The sequence below is a fragment of the Anabaena sp. CA = ATCC 33047 genome (assembly GCF_963870205.1).
Lineage (GTDB): Bacteria > Cyanobacteriota > Cyanobacteriia > Cyanobacteriales > Nostocaceae > Trichormus.
The window spans coordinates 78,205-95,906 of the sequence record NZ_CAWMSA010000043.1 but is presented as its reverse complement, the minus strand read 5'-3'; the positions used below and the strand labels follow the sequence as shown (position 1 = coordinate 95,906).

General features: G+C 39.5%; 17 protein-coding genes. 13 read left to right on the top strand and 4 right to left on the bottom strand.

Annotated elements, in window-relative coordinates:
• The first annotated feature begins 65 nt into the window (after nt 1-65).
• On the top strand, nt 66-482 hold the full coding sequence (locus AACS98_RS11495) for a response regulator (RefSeq protein WP_066379838.1): 417 nt from the start codon (nt 66-68) through the stop codon (nt 480-482).
• 194 nt (nt 483-676) lie between these two features.
• Here AACS98_RS11495 and AACS98_RS11490 read toward each other — a convergent pair whose 3' ends face one another.
• Both AACS98_RS11490 and AACS98_RS11485 read right to left on the bottom strand, forming a co-directional pair.
• Nucleotides 677-859, bottom strand: coding sequence for a hypothetical protein (locus tag AACS98_RS11490; protein ID WP_066379837.1), 183 nt, complete (start codon nt 857-859; stop codon nt 677-679).
• Between the two features lie 146 nt (nt 860-1,005).
• On the bottom strand, nt 1,006-2,283 hold the full coding sequence (locus tag AACS98_RS11485) for an RNA-guided endonuclease InsQ/TnpB family protein (protein WP_197480137.1): 1,278 nt from the start codon (nt 2,281-2,283) through the stop codon (nt 1,006-1,008).
• A gap of 50 nt (nt 2,284-2,333) precedes the next feature.
• On the opposite strand from AACS98_RS11485, the gene AACS98_RS11480 reads away from it, so the two are divergent.
• Nucleotides 2,334-2,462 (top strand): ribbon-helix-helix protein, CopG family, encoded by a 129-nt coding sequence (locus AACS98_RS11480; protein WP_066379832.1) that lies wholly within the window; start codon nt 2,334-2,336, stop codon nt 2,460-2,462.
• Nucleotides 2,463-2,607: 145 nt separating this feature from the next.
• Nucleotides 2,608-3,159, top strand: a complete 552-nt coding sequence (locus AACS98_RS11475; RefSeq protein WP_066379829.1) for a DUF2854 domain-containing protein — start codon at nt 2,608-2,610, stop codon at nt 3,157-3,159.
• Nucleotides 3,160-3,231: 72 nt separating this feature from the next.
• On the opposite strand, the gene AACS98_RS11470 is transcribed toward AACS98_RS11475, so the two are convergent.
• Nucleotides 3,232-3,492 (bottom strand): chlororespiratory reduction protein 7, encoded by a 261-nt coding sequence (locus tag AACS98_RS11470; RefSeq protein ID WP_066379826.1) that lies wholly within the window; start codon nt 3,490-3,492, stop codon nt 3,232-3,234.
• 973 nt (nt 3,493-4,465) lie between these two features.
• Between AACS98_RS11470 and AACS98_RS11465 the strand changes: the two genes are divergently transcribed.
• The 5 genes from AACS98_RS11465 (at nt 4,466) to AACS98_RS11445 (ending at nt 9,967) form a co-directional block, all read left to right on the top strand.
• Entirely contained in the window at nt 4,466-5,500 is a 1,035-nt protein-coding gene (locus AACS98_RS11465) for a response regulator (RefSeq protein WP_066379824.1), read from the top strand.
• A 220-nt stretch (nt 5,501-5,720) separates the two neighbouring features.
• Nucleotides 5,721-6,938 carry an ABC transporter substrate-binding protein gene (locus AACS98_RS11460; RefSeq protein ID WP_066379821.1) on the top strand — a complete coding sequence of 406 codons (1,218 nt, stop codon included), beginning with the start codon at nt 5,721-5,723 and terminating at the stop codon, nt 6,936-6,938.
• Nucleotides 6,939-7,117: 179 nt separating this feature from the next.
• A complete protein-coding gene (locus AACS98_RS11455) occupies nt 7,118-8,068 on the top strand; it encodes a branched-chain amino acid ABC transporter permease (protein ID WP_066379818.1) in 951 nt (316 codons plus the stop codon).
• Nucleotides 8,069-8,090: 22 nt separating this feature from the next.
• Nucleotides 8,091-9,017, top strand: coding sequence for a branched-chain amino acid ABC transporter permease (locus tag AACS98_RS11450; RefSeq protein WP_066379811.1), 927 nt, complete (start codon nt 8,091-8,093; stop codon nt 9,015-9,017).
• 158 nt (nt 9,018-9,175) lie between these two features.
• Nucleotides 9,176-9,967, top strand: coding sequence for an ABC transporter ATP-binding protein (locus AACS98_RS11445; RefSeq protein ID WP_066379809.1), 792 nt, complete (start codon nt 9,176-9,178; stop codon nt 9,965-9,967).
• Between the two features lie 107 nt (nt 9,968-10,074).
• Here AACS98_RS11445 and AACS98_RS11440 read toward each other — a convergent pair whose 3' ends face one another.
• Entirely contained in the window at nt 10,075-10,626 is a 552-nt protein-coding gene (locus AACS98_RS11440; RefSeq protein WP_066379806.1) for a Uma2 family endonuclease, read from the bottom strand.
• A 115-nt stretch (nt 10,627-10,741) separates the two neighbouring features.
• Here AACS98_RS11440 and AACS98_RS11435 point away from each other — a divergent pair, with 115 nt between their 5' ends.
• The 5 genes from AACS98_RS11435 (at nt 10,742) to uvrA (ending at nt 17,656) form a co-directional block, all read left to right on the top strand.
• Nucleotides 10,742-11,488: an ABC transporter ATP-binding protein gene (locus tag AACS98_RS11435; protein WP_066379803.1), complete on the top strand. Its 747-nt coding sequence runs from the start codon at nt 10,742-10,744 to the stop codon at nt 11,486-11,488.
• Between the two features lie 477 nt (nt 11,489-11,965).
• Nucleotides 11,966-12,613, top strand: coding sequence for a histidine phosphatase family protein (locus AACS98_RS11430; protein WP_066379800.1), 648 nt, complete (start codon nt 11,966-11,968; stop codon nt 12,611-12,613).
• Nucleotides 12,614-12,766: 153 nt separating this feature from the next.
• Nucleotides 12,767-13,792: a glucokinase gene (locus AACS98_RS11425; RefSeq protein WP_066380073.1), complete on the top strand. Its 1,026-nt coding sequence runs from the start codon at nt 12,767-12,769 to the stop codon at nt 13,790-13,792.
• A 45-nt stretch (nt 13,793-13,837) separates the two neighbouring features.
• Nucleotides 13,838-14,506: a hypothetical protein gene (locus AACS98_RS11420; protein WP_066379799.1), complete on the top strand. Its 669-nt coding sequence runs from the start codon at nt 13,838-13,840 to the stop codon at nt 14,504-14,506.
• A 261-nt stretch (nt 14,507-14,767) separates the two neighbouring features.
• Nucleotides 14,768-17,656, top strand: a complete 2,889-nt coding sequence (uvrA, locus tag AACS98_RS11415; RefSeq protein WP_066379796.1) for an excinuclease ABC subunit UvrA — start codon at nt 14,768-14,770, stop codon at nt 17,654-17,656.
• Nucleotides 17,657-17,702: the final 46 nt, after the last annotated feature.

Below are 17,702 nucleotides of genomic sequence, written 5' to 3'. Positions count from 1 at the left end.
TAAGATAGAGTAATTGTTGGTACTTATCACCATAAACTATAGAGTTATTGTACCAAGTTACCAGAATGTTAATGTTGTCCTGTGAGTCCTCTAACTTACGTGTTCTAGTCGTTGATGATCACGATTTGACTCGCTTAACTCTACAATTGACTTTTTCCTCTCAGGAAAATATTCAAGTAGTGGGTCTAGCTAGTAACGGACAAGAAGCTATACAAATGGTAAAAGACTGCCATCCTGATGTGATTATTCTTGATTTACAGATGCCAGTGATGGATGGTTGGAGTGCTTCTAGTCAAATTAAAGCTATCTCTCCTCACACTCAAATATTGGCTTATTCCTCAGTAGAAGATGTGAACTCACCAGATACCAAGGTAAAGCCTATCTTTGATGGTGTTTGCAAAAAGGATGTCCCGACTAATGAACTTGTGTCTTTGGTAAAGAAATTGGGAAAACGTGCAGGAGATAATTCAATTTCCCAGTAACACCAATTCAAGATTCCCAATACTCTACGGGTTGACGTAGCGTTAATTAACAGCTACGCCTAAAAATGCCAAATTACAACAGGTTTCATTGTATCAAAACCAAATTTTGCACGGGTATTTGCGTCTAATCAATCAATTATCCCCCGAATACAAGCCGCTTTCGGAGTCGGGGGAGTAACAATTGTTGGTGCAGCTTAATTATTATCGGTTTGGGGAATAGTGCGTTTAAATTCTTCAATCAACTCATCGAGTTCTTCTAAAGCTTGATTCACATCCACTCTCAAAATTCCCAGGTTGGGTTGTTCTAGAAGGCTCAGTAGATACTCGCGTTTACTTGCAACGGCTGCAATCCGTTCTTTGAGAGTCTGTAGATCCATTTTTGCTCATCCTTATACTATGTCTAAGTTTCAATGTAACTGATATCAGTAGCGATCGCCCGTATGTTGCCCAGTCTGTGCTGCTAAAACAGACTACCCCAAAGTTCTGCATTCAGCCAACCGCACGCGATAGGCTTCTGCCGCCACTAATTTCGGTATACAGAGGCTAAACGATGCTTTTTACTCGCTATTGTGATGGTCAAAAGTCCCCTAATAGTCTCGGCTAAATCTAGATTTAGCTGTTCTTTTACCTTTCTCAAAATATTCGCACATCCATTGAGATCCGCGTTGACCTTGATACCTTTGGATGTGACAAAAAGACCTCTGAACACTCGCTTGCCTGACGACTTCCACCCTTCTGGCTTGTTGCCAAATACAGGTACAATGTCGCCATCCAAAAAGCTAGATTGGCTAGTGTAACTTTCCTCAGTCTCTACAAAGTTAATACTGTAACTTTGACAAAGTTGAGCTATTCTCCCTTTTAATTTTGCAGTAGGTATCTGCACGAAAGTTTGATTATTTTGAGAGCCTATATTTATACCATTTTTATTGCCTTTGTTCCAGCCAAAAACAATATTACCAATCCTGTGACTAATACAGTAGTTAATTACAATTCTTGCTGCTTTGTTAACAGCATCCCTCATCTGACGATTTCGCTTTTCTGTAATGTGAGCTAATCGTTCACTCCAAAATCCCTGGGGTTTACCTTCTTTCAATTTAGATACTATTTTGTTGTACCACTGGTTTAGACTTTTAAGTTTTCGCCCATCCACAATGAAGCTTGTTCCTAGATTGGAAACACAGGTTAACCAATTAGTTACACCAGGGTCAATGCCAAGGGCTAGTTTTGAATCTAGTTTTACTGAAACAGGCTTAATTTTGTATGCAAGCTCCGCGTAAAAGCAGCCATTGCGGGGGAGTATTCTTAACTCCTTGATCTCCTCAAACTTAATATTGGACGGCATTGTAATTAAAAAATTCTTTATGCCAAACCAGCGATTAACAGTTAATCCTAGTGGGATTTGAATTTGATTATCTACCAGCTTTAATGCTTGCTTTGGGTAGCTAACAACTGACAAACCTCCTTTCTTTCTGTATTTTGGTGATTTTGGCTTATCTTCTAGCTCGCCCTTACGATACTTGTTATCAAGTTCATAGAAAGACTTAAAACTTTCTCTGACGGATAGCAAAGCTTGTTGTGCAACCTGTGAGTGTAGCACTTGGTAGTGAGGGTTAGTTTTGTACTCATTAATTAAGTCGAACTTACCCAAATAACCATGACACTTAAACCAAATCTGCCTGCCATAGTAAATTGCACAGTTGGTCAGTTTATTTGATTCAGAACAAATGAACTCTAGTATTGCTTTTAATTCCTTGTCTGGAGAAAGCAATACTTGTTGGCATCCGTACATTTTACTTGTCATTCAAGAGCGAATGATAGTACAGTAATATTGTTTTGATATTATTGTCACGTATGAAAAAGAAATCTTTACCTGTGTACTTAGATGAGGTTGAAAAAGAAAAATTAGAAAAAATAGCAGCTAATTGGGGAGTCAGTTTGTCTTCTGCGGTCAAAAGATTGATTAGAGAAAAAGATGTTTGACTGGCTCTTTAAAACCAGCAAGAGTGCTTTTCATCCCCTGGAAGACAGCACGAAAGGCGCAACTGCGTTGCTGTTTCTCAGGGGTTTTCAAGCTAACCTTTATAATAAAAATTGATGTGTTAAGAATTTATACTATCCTCAAATCATGTTAGGCAAACTTTCTTTGGGAACCCTAGGTTTAAGCGTCGGCAGCATATTGGTGATTATCGGCTTTATTGCTTACGCTGCTGACAACGCCACACTCAATCTCGTGGGATTTTTTTACGGCTTTCCTTTACTGCTGGGAGGTTTAGCACTCAAAGCTAACGAACTCAAGCCCATCCCCTTCAGTCAACCAACAACACCCCCGGTTTTACTCTTACGTCAGCAGCAAGCCACTGTAACTCAAAATAAAATCCGTAAAGATGTAACTCGATATTGCTATGGGCAGAATGCTCATTTAGATGGCGCACTGACTTATCTGGGTTTAAGTCCCACAGATGAAGAACGGCCAACACTGACGGGTTTACGAGAAACGGAAATTAATGGTGCTTATGCTTTAATTTTAGAATTTGATTCGCCATTAATACCCATCAGCAATTGGCAACAAAAACAAGAAAAAATGACTAAATATTTTGGGCCGGGAGTAGATGTTAAAATCACAGCAGTAGATGATAGTCAAATTGAATTAGGACTGATTACCACACCAGCAGCTTAATTCCCTGTTAGTCCATAGTCAACAGTCAACAGTCAGTTACTAATGACTATTGACTAATGACTATTAACACAATTATTTTTCTAACCGCACTGCATACCACTGCAAATATTTGCCAACACCAACATCCAACTCGCAACTTGTATCTATTAAATGTTGGGCTTGCTCCTCCACAGAATTAAATTGTTGTAACTCTAGTGGTAAATCATTAACAGCGATTTTTTGGAGTTCCTCCTTGAGTTTGTCTAATAATTCGGCTGCCGTAAAAAACTGTTCTGGTTGATTGGTTTCTAAAACCACAAAATTATCCTGTTGGTACATTAATGGATCTGGCATAGGTAAAACTTATTTATTAGTAAATGACCATTTTTGTAGTTTAGTATATTTCTCACTCCAGAAACATTTATCAGAGTTGTAGACAACCTAGAAATTTGTCTACTAAATGACATAGCTTGGGGTGACGCTACTGGAATTAATTGCGTAATTATCAAGTAAAATTAGTGTTGAATAAGTTACATTTTATAAGAATATTTACTTAAATTTTGCCTTCGTTGATAAAGATTTGGTGAATTACAGCAATTTTACGGAAATCAACCGGAAAAATAACTTAACATAAAGTAATGTTAGTAACATGGTAATAGTTTTATAAAATCAATGTAATTAACCAAAAATGTTGAGCTAATCACTTTGTTTTCACTCGTTTGACTAAGCTTTGCGCTAACAAGCGAGATTTGGTCTGGACTGGCTTTTAAGTATAATTTAGTGATAAAGTTATTTTGCAGTTTAGTAACTTAAGTCACTAAATTAATCAATAAACCAGCCTTGCCTATGATGGTTTACGGAAAATAACAATTAAAATATGTGATTTGAGGGGTATAAATGTAATATGAATGAGGTTGACTATAAATCAATCAACAGGTAAGAATGCCCTGTAGTTTCTCTAGGATTTGATAACGCAAACTAATAAAATTATGTTGGTTTTATTAGCAAAAATTAAGTTGAAATTAGTAAATCATTTGTGTTGTTTCTGCCAATTGGTTTCAACGATACCTAAATCAGTCACTATAGGCGATCGCACCAGTTCAATTGACAGGCTATCAGAATTATTCAACCAGAAAATTACTGAGTATTTTCATGGATTTCACTGAAAATATGTACCTAATTTCTTGACAAAAACTTTAATGAATTAATGATATAAACTTTAAAATACTTATCAGAAATTTTGCTGACATCTGATGTAGTTAAGTAGCAATATTTTCATATATTTGCTCATTTTCAAGACTCTGTTAATTTTGGTGGGACGCAACTCATGTCAGGCATAAGCCCATATTCTATTCCTAAAAAACCTCCTGTAGTTTTGGTGGCTGATGATGACAATACCATCCGAAAAATGTTGCGTACAATAATGGAACAAGAAGGCTATCGAGTAGTTGAAGTAACAAATGGTAAACAGTGTTTAGATGCTTATAAAATTGTCAAACCAGATATAGTCTTACTAGATGCTGTGATGCCGGAAATGGATGGCTTTACTTGCTGTCAGGAACTACTCCAAATAGCTAGGAATAACTTAATCTCATCTCTGGCAAATCTGGATACTGAGTCTGGTTTGGGTAGTACAGTCATCTCCAAAATATGGGAACGCACACCTATATTGATGATTACCAGCTTAAATGATGAGGAATCTGTAGATCGTGCTTTTGCAGCAGGTGCAACAGATTATGTGACTAAACCAATTAACTGGGCTGTGTTGCGTCAACGCTTACGCCGACTGTTACAACAAGCACAAATTTATAAACAGTTAGAAGAAGCAAACTTAGCTTTGCAGCAGCTTGCTAACGTGGATGGTTTGACGAACTTGGCTAATCGTCGTCGTTTTGACAATTATCTGAATACCCAGTGGATTAACCTAGCACAAGAAGAAGCACCGATGTCGCTAATTTTGTGTGATCTCGACTTTTTTAAATTTTATAATGATCAATACGGACATCCGGCTGGTGATGTTTGTTTACAAAAAGTAGGTACTGTTTTAAGTAATAAAGCAGAAAAACATCGGGATTTGGTAGCGCGTTATGGCGGAGAAGAATTTGCTGTGATTATGCCATATACCCACTCAGCCGGAGCAGTTCACGTTGCTAGTTCTATGCACACTGGCGTTAGCAATTTACGCCTTATCCATGAAAAATCTACTGTTAGCCAGTACGTCACCCTGAGTATGGGAGTAGCTACTATCATACCCAGTTGGAAATCTGCTCCTTCAGATTTAATTGCCGCAGCAGATAAAGCTCTTTATGAAGCAAAAGCCCAAGGGCGTAATCGCATTTGTCAGTTCTCTGTTGAATATTGAAGTTTGACAGCAGTCTCTAAAATATCCGGTAATTTTAGTCTGATTTAGTGCTTATTTTACTAGGCTGGATAGGTGGCTGGATGGGTGACTGTACTTTTGTCCAAAAATAATGTTTTAATAAAACTCTTGTAAATGTCTCTGTAGAAAGGTATCACCTACACACGTAGACAATTACTATTAGTTTTTACTAATTCTTGCAGAACTTCATAACTATTTACAGATGAAAAAACATTTACCTCGCACAACAATATTATTATCTACCTGCGCTCTGTTAATCACAGCCTGTGGTGGTAACTCTACAAATAATTCTCCAACTAACGCCACAAATACAACCAACACATCTGCGGCTATTCCCATTGGTATCGCTGTCGCCCAAACCAGTAATGTGGCGTTACTGGGACAAGAACAAGTAGCGGGAGCTAAAATAGCAGAAAAATATTTTAATGATAAAGGTGGCGTTAATGGTACACCCATTAAATTAGTATTTCAAGACACGGCTGGAGATGAAGCCGGAACAATTAATGCTTTTCAAAGTTTAATTAATAGAGATAAAGTTGTGGGTATTGTCGGCCCTACTTTATCCCAACAAGCCTTTAGTGCCAACCCTGTCGCCGAACGTGCTAAAGTTCCAGTGTTAGGGCCATCAAATACGGCTCAAGGTATACCAGAAATCGGTGATTATATTGCCCGTGTATCTGCACCTGTTTCTGTAGTTGCACCTAATTCTGTGAAAGCTGCACTCAAACAAAATACTAACATTAAAAAAGTCGCTGTTTTCTTTGCTCAAAATGACGCATTTAGCAAGTCAGAAACCGAAATTTTTCAAAAAACTGTAAAAGAGCAAGGTTTAGAATTAGTCACAGTGCAGAAGTTTCAAACCACTGATACTGATTTTCAAAGCCAAGCTACCAATGCCATTAATTTAAAACCCGATTTAGTAATTATTTCTGGGTTAGCCGCAGATGGTGGTAACTTAGTTAGACAATTGCGAGAACTAGGTTATAAAGGTTTAATTGTCGGGGGAAATGGGCTAAATACTTCTAATGTATTCCCAGTTTGTAAAGCTTTGTGTGATGGGGTGTTAATTGCTCAAGCTTACAGCCCAGAACATCCTGGTGAAGTTAACGCCGCTTTTCGCCAAGCTTATGTAGATGAATTTAAAAAAGAACCTCCCCAATTTAGCGCGCAAGCTTTTGCAGCCGTGCAGGTGTATGTAGATGCTCTCAAAGCGTTAGATAATCAGAGTAAAGTCAATACATTACAGTTACCTCAATTGCGAACAGAATTAAATAAGCAATTGCTGGCTGGTAAATATAATACACCATTAGGAGAAATTAGTTTTACTCCTGTGGGTGAGGTGGTACAGAAAGATTTTTATGTCGCCCAAATTAAAATGGAAAAGGATGGAAATCAGGGTAAGTTTGCATTTTTGAAATAGTTGCTATGGTGACGATTCAAGGAATAATTGAAAGTTAGGTTTTTGTAGAGACGGCGATTTATCACGTCTCTCTCAGGGTTAAAATGGATTTGACAAAGCACTCTAATTTAATTGATGAATTTTTATAGGCTAAGGGCTAGAGCCGCTTACTACAAACAAATGAAAAATCAAGGAATTTCATGGATGTTAGTGTATTTTTACAACAACTGTTGAATGGTTTATCTATTGGCAGTGTTTATGCAATTTTTGCCTTGGGTTATACGTTGGTGTATTCGATTTTGGGAATTATCAACTTAGCTCATGGGGCAATTTTTACGCTGGGTGCATATTTTACCTATGCACTCATGGGTGGTACTTTTGGATTTAATGGTTTGTTAGCTAATGCAAAGCTACCGCTAAATTTACCGTTTGCTATTGCTTTAATTATTGGCAGTAGTTTGGCTGGTTTGGTGGGGGTAGGAATGGAACGCATCGCTTTTAAACCTTTGCGGGTGAAAGGTTCTGATCCTTTGCTAACGGTGGTGTCTAGCTTAGGGGTAGCGGTGGTAATTGTGAATTTAATTCAATATTTGGTAGGTGCAGAAAGTTATACATTTCCTGCTAATACTTTTGGGAATTTACCACCAGCAATTAATTTTGGGAGTGCGGCGAAACCAATTCCTATTCGGAGTGTGCAGGTGATTATTTTTGTGGTGTCGATGGTAATTGTGGCTATCCTCACCTACTTTATTAATCGCACGAAATACGGAAAAGCGATGCAAGCGATCGCAGAAGATGCAACTACTGCTAGTTTATTAGGTATCAATAGCGATCGCTTCATTGTCTTCACATTTTTTATCAGCAGTTTTCTGGCTGGGGTAGCAGGTACTTTGGTAGCTTCTAGCGTTAGTATAGCAGGCCCTTATTTTGGTATCGCCTTTGGGTTGCGGGGTTTGGCGGTAATTGTTTTAGGTGGTTTAGGAAGTATTCCCGGTGCGGTGCTGGGGGGTTTACTCATTGGTGTAGTGGAAGCCCTAGTTCCGGCGGAATTCTCTGGGTATAAAGACGCTGTAGCTTTTGGCATTTTATTTGTCATGCTATTAGTTAGACCCCAAGGTTTACTAGGTCGTAAGTTTGTCCAAAAAGTGTAAAACTGTGAATAGTAAATAAAAAATGGCTGAATTTTTCTCTACCTACGGCTCGCTAATTGTCTCAATGGTATTAGGAGCATTACTCGGACTATCACTGTATTTACCATTAATGGCTGGACAATTATCTTTAGCCAGTCCTGGATTTTATGCTTTAGGTGGTTATATTGCGGCGATTTTATCAACCAAAGTTTTTACAGCCAGTAGTGATTTATTCCCGATTCATTTCTTGTTATTAGAAATGTTAATTGCTGGGGTAATTTCTGGTTTATTGGGGATAGCTGTCGGAATTCCCGCCTTAAGGTTGCGAGGAATTTATTTAGCAATAGCTACAATTGCATTTGTAGAAATTTTGCGCGTTCTTTCCCTGAATTTAGAAATTACAGGCGGTGCGGTGGGAATTTTCGCTATCCCTCAACCTTTCTCAACCCAAATCGAATATTTATGGATTGCCTTACCATTACTATTAATTAGTATGGTGCTATTTTATCGTTTGGAACGAGTAAGAGTTGGTAGAGCCTTCACAGCTATTCGCGAAGATGAATTAGCAGCCGGAGCAATGGGAATTAATCCCACTTATTATAAAGTTTTAGCCTTTACGTTGGGGTCAATTTTAGCCGGAGTTGTCGGTGCAGTTAGCGCGCACTTTCTTAACACTTGGAATGCACGACAAGGTACATTTGACGCTAGTATTATTTACTTGACTTTTGTGTTAATTGGTGGTTCAAGAACTTTTTTAGGTGCGGTCGTAGGTGGTATGCTATTTACAGCCTTACCAGAGGTTTTACGTGGTTTAGCTGATACTGGTGGTTTACCTGATTGGTTAGCGCAATTTCTCCGGGATGGTAGATTGATTATTTTTGGTTTGTTGATAGTCATCGGGACTATTTTCTTCCCTCAAGGTTTGATAACTCCTGATATTTTTAAAATCGGTAAAGCTAAAAGTAAATAAAGTCATATCTTGCTCCATTCTCAATAAGTTTAAGGTGGGCATTGCCAATAACGTAAAACTAAAGGTTTGAGCAAATTGCCAGCAATGCCCACCCTACAAAAAATGTTATCAAGATGTGTATCAACCTGAAATATTAGAAACTATATGCAATTTTAACGATGTCCCAAACTATCACGACAGATAAAAACCAAGGTATTTTAACAGCCCAGTCATTGACTCGCCGTTTTGGTGGGTTGGTGGCGGTAAATAATGTATCTTTTACTGTGAATAAATATGAAATTTTTGGGTTAATTGGCCCTAATGGTGCTGGTAAAACTACACTATTTAATTTAATTACTGCTTTAATTCCGCCTTCTAGCGGAGAATTAATTTATCAAGGTAAAGCAATTTCTCAATTGCGTTCTCATCAAATTGCCAATTTAGGTATTGCTCGGACTTTTCAAAATATTCGCTTGTTTGGGGAATTATCAGCTTTAGAAAATGTGATAATTGCCAGACATTTACATACTAATAGTAATATAATAACAGGGGTTTTCGGCTTACCACCAGCACCGCAAGAAGAAGCGAAAAGTAGACAGAAAGCGTTAGAATTATTAGAGATGGTGGGATTAAGCGATCGCGCCGATGAAAAAGCTCGAAATTTTGCCTATGGTGATCAACGTCGCTTAGAAATTGCACGGGCGTTAGCGTTGGAACCGCAAATATTACTCCTGGATGAACCTGCGGCGGGGATGAATCCCAGTGAGAAATTACAGCTTAGTGATTTTATTCGGGATTTGCGCGATCGCTTGAATTTAACTATCATTTTAATTGAGCATCATGTCCCCTTAGTCATGGGCTTATGTGACCGAATTGCCGTCTTAGATTTTGGACAATTGATAGCTTTGGGTGAACCATCCGTAGTGAGAAATGACCCGGCTGTAATTGACGCTTATTTAGGTAATGAATAAGCGTTGCAATTAAATATAAAATGTGGGATGGGCCGCACAGCCCGTCAACAGGCTAGAAGCCTGTTCCACTCTCTAACAATTAATTAAGCCTACTTACTTAATATATTTCACTTATTAATAATATTTTCCACCGCAACAGTAACATTTGGGAATGCAAGCGGTTGAATTGTTCCGGTTAAAAATGTTTGTTTTGTCGCATATTCTCCATCTAAGATGTCTCGAAATATAATTAAGTGGAGTTTTTGCAAATTCACAACCCAATATTCTAAAATACCTGCTTGGGCATAAATTTTACTTTTTATCTCTAAATCTTTGTCTAAACTAGAGTTAGCATACTCAATCACCCAGAAAATATTTTCAGGATAGGGGTGATGTTCTCGATACTCCCGTCCTAAACGTTGGACAATGGCTATATCCGGTTCAGGTTCGGAATCATTGGGTAAGGTGATAGGTTTGGCTTGACGTATGGTAGCTAAGTCACCTAACAAACTGCTGAGATAGTTTGCTGCTTCATGGCTACAGTAAGCGTGGGGTTCTCCTTCTGGGGACATTTCAATGATTTCTCCTGTCAGTAGTTCAACTTGGCGATCGCTTAAAATCCCAGCCTCAATCATGCGATGATATTCTTCAACCGTCCACTTGGCGATAATCATAGTCATGGCGATTGATTCCTCTCAATGACTCTGGATATTTTCTCATTTTAAACTTACTGCAAAAACCTGATATTGATGTATGTTAGGTTTTGTGTAATTATTTAATTTTTCTTAAACGCCGATGAACGCCGATGAACGCCGATATGATGATGGGCAAGATTTTGTAATTTTAGAGGTACAGAACCTTGATGTTAATTATGGCGGGATTCAAGCCCTGAAAAAGATTAATTTAACTATTAAAAAGGGTGAGGTTGTTACTTTAATCGGTGCTAATGGTGCAGGTAAAACTACAACACTAAGAGCCATATCTAAAATTGTTAATTCTCTGAATGGGCAAATTATTTATAATGGGCGTAATATTACCCGTCGTCAACCTCATGAGGTGGTGAAGTTAGGGTTGGCTCATTGTCCTGAAGGACGGCGAGTTTTAGCGAAGCAAACAGTTTTAGATAATTTAGTTTTGGGTGCTTATATTCGCTCGAATCAAGCGGAAATTAAAGCTGATATTCAACAACAATTTGAGTTATTTCCCAGGTTAGCACAACGCCGCCATCAATTAGCAGGAACTCTTAGTGGTGGTGAGCAACAAATGTTAGCGATCGCCCGTGCTTTAATGAGTAGACCTCAACTATTATTATTAGATGAGCCGAGTTTGGGTTTAGCACCTGCAATTGTGCGGGAAATCTTCGCAATTATTGAAAATTTGCGGGCTACAGGTGTGACTATTTTATTAGTTGAACAAAATGCTAATTTAGCTTTACAAATTGCTGATAGAGGTTATGTTTTAGAAGCTGGTTCTATTACTTTAACTGGTGCAGCTTCAGATTTAATTAATGATGAGAGGGTGAAACAAGCTTATTTAGGATAATTATTTGTGAGAAGTTTTTACAAAATATTGTTATTATCGCCTCAATCTTTCTAACCTAACCCCCATAGCCTCCCTTCCCTACAAGGGAAGGGGGGAATATGTAGAGACGTTGCATGCAACGTCTCTACATTATTTCAATTACTTGTCCTGTATTTTTTGTGAATTTATTAATTCGTTTATTAGAGTCATTTTAGGGCAATCAATATGCAGAGATTTATCAAAATAATCAGTAAAACTGTGAGCAACCATAAAGACGCAAATGTAAACTTGAAAATAGTATATTCTATCTCTTAAGTAGGTAACGCCAATATAGTCTAACCTCCTGCCCTATGCCTCCTGTGTGGGTTGTTTTACCCACAAATCAATCTAACTATTACGAAAGGTTACAAAATTTGTCCTATATTGGGTTTGCACCCGTCTTGTTGGGTGTCTATCTGTGTGTAGATGCGAATGGAATTCGCTTAAATTAAAAAACCCATGAGTCAAATAATTTGGATCGCAAGACACGCCAACCGTCTCGACTTTGTAAATCCTGATTGGTTTCTCACCGCAGAACGACGCTACGATCCTCCTCTGTCTGAAGATGGTTTTATACAAGCCAAGCAGCTAGCTAGGCGGTTAAAAGACGAAAAAATCACCCATATTTTTGCTTCTCCCTTTCTGCGAACGGTACAAACAGCCAACGCTGTCGCAGAAGTTTTAGATTTGCCGATTAAACTAGAAACAGGGTTGAGTGAATGGCTAAATCCTGAATGGATGACGGAAGAACCAGAAAAACTTTCCACTCCAGCCCTAGCAGAATTATTCCCCAGAATTGATACTAGCTATACACCCCGCATTGCTGCTAAGTATCCCGAAACTCACGAACAAGTACGCGCCCGTTCAGGACAAACTGCCAGATGCTTGGCCAATGAGTTCTTCCCTCATGATATTTTGCTAGTAGCACACGGCGCGTCTGTACTAGGGGGCGCAATGGGTTTAGTCGGGGAAATCGCTAAATCTGAAGTCAAAGCTTCTTTATGTTCTGTAGTTAAAGTGGTACGTCGCGATCCCGAATGGTTGCTAGAACTAAAGGGAGACACTTCTCATTTAACCCAGATAGAGGAAGTTATTCGATTTGCTTGAAATGGGGACTGGGGACAAATCAATTCAAAATTCAAAATTCAAAATTCAAAATTCAAAATTAAATAATTTTTCCCTAGAATTATTGACTTTTGAGTTGTTTAATGCCCCATGCCCTATGCCCAATACCTAATTACTAATTTACTGATAAGTTTTATGACATTGTTACTAGCAGGAGATATCGGCGGCACAAAAACTATTTTGCGATTGGTGGAAATATCCGAATCGCTTGGTTTGCAGACTCTGTTTGAGGAAACTTATCTGAGTGGGAATTATCCTGATTTAGTGCCGATGGTGCAGCAATTTTTACTTCAGGCTAATGCTGGGACTCCTCAAAAGGCTTGTTTTGCGATCGCCGGCCCAGTGGTCAATAATACCGCCAAACTCACCAACTTAGCCTGGTTTCTCGATAGCGATCGCCTGGCGCAAGAGTTGGCTATTCCCCACGTTTCCTTAATTAATGATTTTGCGGCTGTCGGTTATGGCATTTTTGGCTTAACTAAAAAAGACTTGCTGACTTTGCAAGCGGGTAAACACCAACAAGAAGCACCCATCGCCATTATTGGGGCTGGTACTGGCTTAGGACAAGGATTCTTAATTAAACAGGGTAATCATTATCAAGTGTTTCCCTCGGAAGGTGGACATGCCGATTTTGCCCCCCGCAATGAGTTAGAGTTTCAACTGTTGAAATATCTGCTGGATAAACATGATATTCAGCGTGTGTCTGTGGAACGGGTAGTTTCTGGCCAAGGTATTGTGGCTATCTACCAATTTTTGCGCGATCGCAAACTAGCCAGCGAATCCCCGGCGATCGCTCAAGTTGTCCGTGCCTGGGAACAACAAGCCGGACAGCAGGAAAAAACCGTTGATCCTGGTGCTGTGATTGGTAAAGCCGCCGTGGAAGGATGCGATCGCCTCTCTGAACAAGCTTTGCAAATTTTTGTCGATGCTTACGGTGCTGAAGCTGGGAATCTCGCCCTCAAACTCTTACCCTACGGTGGTTTATACATCGCTGGCGGCATCGCCCCCAAAATCTTACATTTGATACAATACGGCAATTTTCTGTTAAACTTCACCCAAAAAGGCAGAATGCGCCCCCTACTAGAAGAAATCCCCGTGCATATTATTCTCAATCCCCAAGTCGGGCTAATAGGTGCGGCTTTGTGCGCGAGTAGGTTATAACAACTACAATCGTCAGTGATATCAGCATTTGCGAATGCTAAAACTATGACAGTTAAAGTTTTGTTATCATTCCTCGCCGCTACTTTAGTTAGTGGCGGGAACTTCATTGTAGAAGCAAGTCAACCCAAACGCCCAACGACAGCAGCAACTAAAACACCAGTGTCGTCAAAAAAAACAACGGTTGCACCAGCTAAACCGCCAGTGTCACCAAAAAAACCTGTTGCTGATCAACCAGTACAACCAAAATGGCAATTATTTACAGCCCCAGACGGACGTTTTACTGTATTGATGCCAGGAAAGCCCATCAGGGACATTCAAACCCAAAAAACCTACATGGGGGAAATTGACCTATTAATATTTTCTGCCCAACCACCACGCCAAGAAGTAGCTTATTTAGTGGTTTATAATGACTTTCCCTACAGTTATGCCAAAATGAACGACCCCCAGGAAATTTTGAATAACGTCCGGGATATGGCGTTAAAAACGACTCAAAGTAATTTAATTAGTCAGCGTAATATCCGCAGTTCTAACGGTCATCCGGGTAAAGAATTTAGCTACATCAACGCTGGGGGTAAAATCACTAGAACCAGGATTTATCTTGCTGAAGGAAGATTGTATCAAGTAATGGCAATCACTACTAAAAAGCAGCAACAAACCTTAGCTCAAACTATTACGGGATTCCTTAATTCCTTCCAAATAGTTCTGAAAAACTGAAAGTATCGGCAAAATTGCTCCATATCAGCCTAGAAGTTAGCTTCTAGGCTGATATGGCAATTCTCAGTGAAGTCAGAATTAAAAACAAAAGCATAGGTCACTTTACCGGCATAACTAGGGAATAGGGTCTGGAATATATCTGCGGTGGGAATATACAGTAATCACTACCTGAAATAGTACGATAGTTCTACTATTACCCCATAGTCAAGATAGTATGATTAAGAACTGTTGCACGCCGTTTGTCTCAATCAGCCTGTCGATATGTCAGATAACCAGCTAGTCACCTCTCTCAATGGACATCTTCCCTACCCCAAGCACAACGATCGCAATACAATTCGGATTAGGGGTGCTAGACAGCATAATCTGAAGAATATTGACTTGGAATTACCACGCGATCGCCTGATAGTATTTACTGGTGTCTCAGGTTCGGGTAAATCTTCCTTGGCGTTTGATACCATTTTCGCTGAAGGTCAACGGCGTTATGTAGAATCTCTCAGTGCCTATGCACGGCAATTTTTAGGACAATTAGATAAACCGGATGTAGAATCAATTGAAGGTTTAAGTCCGGCGATATCTATCGACCAAAAGTCCACATCCCATAACCCCCGTTCGACTGTGGGGACGGTAACGGAAATTTACGACTATCTGCGACTGTTGTTTGGTCGGGCTGGTGAACCCCATTGTCCCATCTGCGATCGCTGTATTGCGCCCCAAACTATCGATGAGATGGTTGACCGGATTATGGAATTACCAGACCGTACCCGCTTTCAAATTCTCGCGCCTGTAGTTCGAGGTAAAAAAGGAACGCACCGCAAATTATTATCTAGTTTGGCTTCTCAGGGTTTTGTGCGGGTGCGTGTGGATGGGGAAGTCAGAGAATTATCAGACTCAATCGAATTAGATAAAAATGTTACACATACCATTGAGGTAGTCATCGACCGTTTGGTGAAAAAAGACGGTATTCAAGAGCGTTTGGTTGATTCTCTGTCTACGTGTCTAAAACAGTCTGGTGGTATTGCTAACATTTTAGTCAGCCCATCCTCGGAGGAATCAGAAGCAGAAGAACAGGAATTAGTATTTTCGGAAAACTTTGCGTGTCCAGAACATGGCGCAGTCATGGAAGAATTATCACCGCGCTTGTTTTCTTTTAACTCACCTTATGGTGCTTGTCCCCATTGTCACGGGTTAGGGACTTTAAGAAGGTTTGCGTCGGATTTAATTATACCTGACCCGGAAGCACCAGTATATGCAGCGATCGCCCCTTGGTCAGAAAAAGAAAATTCTTATTACCTAGAACTACTTTATAGTTTGGGACAAACTTACGGGTTCGAGTTACAAAGCAAATGGCATCAGCTAACAGTAGAACAACAGCATATTATTCTGCATGGTGAACCAGACAATCAACCTAAAAATGGACAGAAAACGCCAGTTTATCGAGGTGTGATTCCCATTTTACAACGACAGTATGAAGGTGGAACAGAATTAGTTAAGCAAAAACTAGAGCAATATTTAATTGATCAACCTTGCGAAGTTTGCGGAGGAAAACGGTTAAAACCGGAAGCATTAGCGGTGAGGTTGGGACAATACAAGATTTTAGATTTAACTGGGGTATCGATTCGGGATTGCCGGGAGAGAGTAGAACAGTTAAAATTGAGCGATCGCCAGATGCAAATCGCTGATTTAGTCCTGCGAGAAATTAAAGCTAGATTGCAATTTTTGTTAGATGTCGGCTTAGATTATCTCACACTAGACCGTGCAGCCATGACCCTTTCTGGTGGTGAAGCGCAACGCATACGTTTAGCCACACAAATCGGTTCAGGATTAACAGGAGTTCTCTACGTTTTAGATGAACCAAGTATCGGTTTGCATCAAAGAGATAACGGCAGATTATTAAAAACTTTAACCAAATTACGCAATTTAGGTAACACCTTAATTGTAGTCGAACATGATGAAGAAACAATCCGCGCCGCCGACCATATAGTTGATATTGGCCCCGGTGCAGGAATTCACGGCGGTAATATTATCGCCCAAGGTGATTTACAAACTTTACTCACAGCAGAAACATCTTTAACAGGTGCATATTTATCAGGAAGACAGGTAATCAATACCCCAGCCGAACGCCGTGAAGGTAATGGGAGAACTTTAACTATTAAAAACGCCCATCGCAACAACTTAAAAAATATTGATGTCGAAATTCCTTTAGGTAAACTTGTGGCGGTAACAGGTGTTTCTGGTTCGGGTAAATCGACATTAATCAACGAATTACTTTACCCATCATTACAACATCATTTAACTAAGAAAGTTCCTTTACCCAAAGAGTTAGAAAAAATTCAAGGCTTAAATTCTGTTGATAAAGCCATAGTAATTGATCAATCGCCCATAGGCAGGACACCACGTTCTAACCCGGCAACTTATACAGGGGTTTTTGATGTAATTCGAGATGTTTTTTCCCAAACAGTTGAAGCTAAAGCCAGAGGTTATAAACCCGGTCAATTTTCCTTCAACGTCAAAGGTGGACGTTGTGAAGCTTGTAGTGGACAGGGTGTTAATGTCATTGAAATGAATTTTCTCCCTGATGTTTATGTCCAGTGTGAAGTTTGTAAAGGTGCAAGATACAACCGTGAAACTTTGCAAGTAAAATATAAAGACAAGACCATTGCTGACGTTCTCAACATGACAGTTGAGGAAAGTTTAGAGTTTTTCCAAAACATTCCCAAAGCTGTTAACCGCTTGCAAACTTTAGTTGATGTCGGGTTGGGATACGTTCAACTAGGACAACCTGCGACTACTTTATCTGGTGGTGAAGCGCAAAGGGTGAAATTAGCCACAGAACTATCTCGTCGCGCCACAGGAAAAACCCTGTATTTAATTGATGAACCCACAACAGGTTTATCTTTTTATGATGTCCACAAATTGTTAGATGTGTTGCAGAGATTAGTAGATAAAGGTAATTCCATTTTAGTGATTGAACATAATTTAGATGTAATTCGTTGCGCTGACTGGGTAATAGATTTAGGGCCAGAAGGTGGCGATAAAGGCGGAGAAGTCATTGCGGTAGGAACACCAGAGGAAGTTGCTAAAAATCAGCAGTCTTATACCGGACAATATTTACAGCAAGTTTTGCAACAGTATCCAGCCATGAAAAAATAGATTAGGTAGTTTGGCGTAAATAATTCCAGGTTTGTAGTAAGGACTT